Origin of the sequence: Mesorhizobium sp. M1A.F.Ca.IN.020.06.1.1 (genome assembly GCF_004023265.1) — a bacterium.
In the GTDB taxonomy this organism is placed as follows: domain Bacteria; phylum Pseudomonadota; class Alphaproteobacteria; order Rhizobiales; family Rhizobiaceae; genus Mesorhizobium.
On the sequence record NZ_RZSR01000568.1, the window covers coordinates 1 to 3,956 of the forward strand.

Here is a 3,956-nt window from a genome sequence, read left to right on the forward strand (position 1 = left end):
GGGCGGACCGGCAGGCTCGACCAGCACGGTGCCGGTCTACATCTATGTCAGCGCCTTCAAGTCGCTGGACAAAGGCTATGCGTCCGCAGTCGCGGTGCTGCTGCTGGTGCTGCTCATTGCCTATGCGGTTGGCCTGATCGCCATCCGCCGCACGCTTGTGAGGCATGTCTGATGATTGCCGGCCGCTCCACCTCCTCGCGCATCGCTGGCGGCATCGGCCTCTACGCCGCGATCGCCGCCTATGTCGTCTTCGCGCTGTTCCCGATCTTCTGGACGCTGAAGATCTCTGTGACGCCGGAGCGGCTGCTCTATTCCGAAGGCATAACCTTCTGGCCATCGGAAATGACGCTCAAGAACTTCGACACCGTGCTGGAGGCTTCCGACTTCCCGCGCTACTTCTTGAACAGCGTCATCGTCTCGGTGTCGACGGCGGCACTGGTCACGGTCATCGCCACGCTTGCCGGCTATGCGATGTCGCGCTTTACCTTCCGCGGCAAGGCGACTTTAGCGATCCGGCTCTTGCTGACCCAGACTTTCCCGTTGGTCATGGTCATCCCGCCGATCTACCGCATCATGGGCGATCTCGGCCTGACCAACAGCCTGACCGGGCTGATCATCATCTACACCGCCTTCAACACCGCCTTCGCCACCTTCCTCATGCAGTCCTTCTTCGACAGCATTCCGAAGGATCTGGAGGAGGCGGCGATGATCGACGGCTGCACGCGCGCCCAGGCCATGCGCCGGGTGATCGTGCCGCTCACCTTGCCCGGCATGGGGGCGACGCTCGGCTTCGTCTTCACCGCCGCTTGGAGCGAATTGCTGTTCGCGCTGATGCTGATCTCCAGCGACGAGCAGAAGACCTTTGCCGTCGGCCTGCTCACCTTCATCGGCAAGTTCGCCGTCGACTGGGGGCAGATGATGGCGGCCTCCATCCTGGCGCTGATCCCGGTCTGCATCTTCTTCGCCTTCCTGCAACGCTATCTCGTCACCGGCCTTACCGCCGGCGCTGTCAAAGGATAATCGATGGCTTCCGTCACGCTGCAACATGTCGAGAAGGACTATGGAGCGCTGCGCATCCTGCACGGCGTCGATCTCGAGATCGCCGACGGCGAGTTCGTCGTGCTGGTCGGCCCGTCCGGCTGTGGCAAGTCAACGCTGCTGCGCATGATCGCCGGCCTGGAGGAGGTCACCGGCGGCGAGATCCGAATCGGCGAGCGGCTGGTCAACGATGTGGCGCCGAAGGACCGCGACATCGCTATGGTGTTTCAGTCCTATGCGCTCTACCCGCATATGGACGTCTCCTCGAACATGGGCTTCAGCCTGATGCTGAAGAAGGCCGAGAAGACGACGATCGACGGCAGGGTGGGCGCCGCCGCCAAGCGCCTCGGTCTGGAGACGTTTCTCGGCCGCCTGCCGCGCCAGCTTTCCGGCGGTCAGCGCCAGCGCGTCGCCATGGGCCGCGCCATCGTGCGCGATCCCAAAGTCTTCCTGTTCGACGAGCCGCTGTCGAACCTCGACGCCAAGCTGCGCGTCCACATGCGCGCCGAGATCAAGGCGCTGCACCAGCAGCTGAAGACGACCTCGGTCTATGTCACGCACGACCAGGTCGAGGCGATGACCATGGCCGACCGCATCGTCGTCATGCATGACGGCTATGTGCAGCAGGTCGGTCATCCGCTGGAGCTCTACGATCGTCCCGCCAACACTTTCGTCGCCGGGTTCATCGGCTCGCCCGGCATGAATTTTTTGCCGGCAAAGGTCGCCAAGGGCGGCAAGGTCGATGCCGTGCTGGCCGACGGCCAGAAGCTGAGGCTGCCGGACGGATTGCCGCTGAAGGATGGCGATGCGCTGACCGTCGGGCTGCGGCCGGAACACATCCGGCTGGCCGACGACGGCCCGCTGAAAGGTCAGGTCGAGGTCGTCGAGCCGCTCGGCCTGTCGACGCAATTCTATGTCAGGCTGGCCAACCAGCAGATCTGCGTCTTCGTCATGGGCCGCAGCAATGTCAAACCGGGCGACGCGGTCCGCCTCGCCGCCGACCCAGCGGCGCTGCATCTGTTCGATCCGGCAAGCGGCGCTCGCATCGGATAGGTCAGCGCCGGCGGAAGGCGTCCAATGTGTAATCGGACCGGTCAGGTCGCCTAGATCGGCCAATATCCCGGACAAGACCAGCGTCGTCGCCACGCCTGCACCGGCCCCGCCTGCGCTGTCGTGCTCGACGCGAATCCTTCTCCTCCGAGATCGTCGGCGAGAACCTCTTGAGGAAGACGGCGATCTGGCGCAATTGTGGACCGACAACATGGAATTGGCCCGCCATGCGCGCCGCTTCATCGACGTCGGCCTGGAGACCGCCCGGCGCAAGGCCGAACTCCACTCGGCCTCGCAAGAGCCCTGACGCTTCGATACTGCCGCGAGGTGAATTGCGGTTTTCGGCAGCCGCGCTCTGCTAGACTCCCGTGATTCGTCTCGACAGGGAACGGCATGAGCAAGGCTCTCGGCACATTCGCATTGGTCACGGTTCTGAGCGCCTTGCTGATGGCGCTGTCGCTGGCGGTCGCCAAGCACGGCTACCCTCAAGGCGCCTTCGGCGTTAAGCGCCTCGACGGCATTGCCGACGCGGGTTCGTTCCTGGCCATCGCCGCCATTTATTTCTTCAGCGCGCTGTTGATGTTGATCCTGCCCATCCGCGCCGCCGGGGTTGTGCTTACGCATGCCGCCGACGCGATCTTCTGGGCAACGATCGTGCTGTTCGCCGCCATTGTCGGTTCGCTTCTCGCTCGATGGGCGCTCGGCCAGCGTGAGGTGCCTTGGACCCTTCTCAACTGGCGCTTCCTGTTCGTCCCGGCGATCGTCGGCGCGCATCTCGCCATGAATGAGCTTCGCCGCAACATCTTGCTCAGAAGCCTGTTCTTCGTCATCTTCGCCGCGGCAACGCTCGCCTGCCTGTTCTGGTCGTTTTCCGTCTGAAGGAGGCCGTCAGGGCTTTGTCGTGACAGGGGGCGCGGACGAAGCCGGTGGACTTCCACCGCCGCGCGCCTACCTTTATCGAAAGCTTCTCGGGTAGACGTTTCCGCAGACCATGGCTATATCATTTGTCTGACAAATGACCGGCGCTTTGCCACGCCAGCCAATCTCGAAGAAGCAAGCCAATCTCGAAGGAATGAAGATGACCGTGCTCCGCAAGAACCTGATCGACGGCGAGTGGCTGGGCGAGGCCGGCTCGCGCAACATCAACCCGTCGAACACCAACGATGTGGTCGGCGAATACGCCTCGGCCGGGCCGGAGGAGGCCAAGCAGGCCATCGCGGCCGCCAAGGCGGCCCTCCCGGCCTGGTCGCGCTCCGGCCCGCTGGCGCGCCATGCCGTGCTGAAGAAGACTTCCGACGAGATCATGGCGCGCAAGGACGAGATCGGCCGGTCTCTCGCTCGCGAAGAAGGCAAGACCCTGGCCGAAGGCGTCGGCGAAACCATCCGCGCCGCGCAGATCTTCGACTTCTTCGCCGGCGAGACGCTGCGGCTGTCTGGTGAGCTTGTGCCGAGCGTGCGCCCCGGCGTCGGTGTCGAGATGACCCGCGAAGGCGTCGGCGTGGTTGGCATCATCACGCCGTGGAACTTCCCGATCGCCATTCCCGCCTGGAAGATTGCGCCTGCGCTGGCCTACGGCAACACCATCGTCTTCAAGCCGGCGGAACTGGTCCCCGAAAGTGCCTGGACCATCGTCGACATCCTGCATCGTGCCGGGCTGCCGAAGGGCGTTCTCAACCTCGTCATGGGCAAGGGCTCTGTCGTCGGCCAGGCCATGCTCGACAGCCCGGACGTCAACGCCATCTCCTTCACCGGCTCTGTCGGCACAGGCAAGCGTGTCGCCGCGGCGAGTGTCGAGCATATGCGCAAGTTCCAGCTCGAGATGGGCGGCAAGAACCCGCTGGTCGTGCTCGACGATGCGGACCTTGCGG

General features: G+C 64.1%; 4 protein-coding genes and 2 pseudogenes. All 6 read left to right on the forward strand.

The features are described 5' to 3' along the window. A pseudogene (locus EOA60_RS39920) lies at positions 1–172 on the forward strand (sugar ABC transporter permease); the annotation flags it as partial. Continuing rightward, positions 172–1,020: a carbohydrate ABC transporter permease gene (locus EOA60_RS22415; RefSeq protein WP_128311909.1), complete on the forward strand. Its 849-nt coding sequence runs from the start codon at positions 172–174 to the stop codon at positions 1,018–1,020. The pseudogene EOA60_RS39920 and the gene EOA60_RS22415, both read left to right, overlap by 1 nt. A gap of 3 nt (positions 1,021–1,023) precedes the next feature. Beyond that, positions 1,024–2,091 (forward strand): sn-glycerol-3-phosphate ABC transporter ATP-binding protein UgpC, encoded by a 1,068-nt coding sequence (gene ugpC, locus EOA60_RS22420; RefSeq protein ID WP_067324205.1) that lies wholly within the window; start codon positions 1,024–1,026, stop codon positions 2,089–2,091. 131 nt (positions 2,092–2,222) lie between these two features. After that, positions 2,223–2,395, forward strand: a pseudogene (locus tag EOA60_RS22430) (sugar phosphate isomerase/epimerase); the annotation flags it as partial. Positions 2,396–2,481: 86 nt separating this feature from the next. Further along, positions 2,482–2,967: a hypothetical protein gene (locus EOA60_RS22435; RefSeq protein WP_095824342.1), complete on the forward strand. Its 486-nt coding sequence runs from the start codon at positions 2,482–2,484 to the stop codon at positions 2,965–2,967. A gap of 199 nt (positions 2,968–3,166) precedes the next feature. Then, the coding region (locus tag EOA60_RS22440; RefSeq protein WP_128311911.1) for an aldehyde dehydrogenase family protein at positions 3,167–3,956 on the forward strand (790 nt) is incomplete at its 3' end.

Coding starts and splice junctions, on each gene's coding strand:
- EOA60_RS22415 (WP_128311909.1), top strand. CDS start 172: ATGATTGCCGGCCGCTCCACCTCCTCGCGCATCGCTGGCGGCATCGGC.
- ugpC (WP_067324205.1), top strand. CDS start 1,024: ATGGCTTCCGTCACGCTGCAACATGTCGAGAAGGACTATGGAGCGCTG.
- EOA60_RS22435 (WP_095824342.1), top strand. CDS start 2,482: ATGAGCAAGGCTCTCGGCACATTCGCATTGGTCACGGTTCTGAGCGCC.